The sequence below is a fragment of the Pseudomonas sp. P4_C3 genome (genome assembly GCF_056402075.1).
Genome location: NZ_JBFUIC010000735.1, coordinates 1 through 773, shown reverse-complemented (window position 1 = coordinate 773; position 773 = coordinate 1). Strand labels below are relative to the sequence as shown.

Sequence of the window (773 nt, the reverse complement as noted above, 5' to 3'; positions counted from 1 at the left end):
CTATAAGACATGCCGTTGGAAGAGAACGGCATGTACACGCAACACTCCTGAAAGCGCTGCCTGTCAGTTAAGCGGGCCGCTAACCCGCTGAATATACTTTCACTTCCGTTCTATCGGATAACGCCTAAAACAATGCCAATTGGTAATTAATGATTATCCGATTTTCGTCTTGTTGGCGGGTGTTTGGGATGTTGTTTCGTACCATTGCGTTTTTCCACATGACGCTAATGCCTTTTAACGGTCCCGATTGCACGACATAGGCCAGCGTTATATCGCGTTCCCACTCACTGGAATTGCTGGAAGCGATGGTATTGATGTCATCACCTTTAACGTATACAACCCCCGCCGTCGCACCGGGCAAGCCCAGTTTCGCGAAGTCGAAAGCGTAGCGTGCTTGCCAGGACTTCTCGCCAGCGTGCACGAACTTCTGAACCTGCATTTCCGTGATGGTGTAAGTGGTCGGACCGTCACCCTGGTTTAAATAAGGGAAATCGCTTTTTCCGTTGCTGACCTCATAGCCGGCTCCGAAGGAGTGACCGGCAACGGCATAGGTAAATAATCCACTGAACAGGTTATTGTCAACTTTGCCTTTTATCGTATTACCGCCGTAGTAGCCTGTCGTAAAGTAAGCAGGGTCATGGCCGTTTGCACCATCATCCTGGCTATTGAAATATCGAATATCACTGGTCAGAACGCCCGAACCTATTGCCCAGTTATGAATCAGCCCTAGAAAGTGTTGCTTATAAAAATCTTCAAGGTTGCCGTAATAATAT

At 48.0% G+C, this 773-nt stretch carries 1 protein-coding gene; it reads right to left on the bottom strand.

The window, feature by feature from the left end:
• Window positions 1-124: 124 nt before the first annotated feature.
• Window positions 125-773, bottom strand: a 649-nt coding sequence (locus AC1DVH_RS32140) for an OprD family outer membrane porin (protein ID WP_477757169.1), incomplete at its 5' end; no start/stop codon positions are given.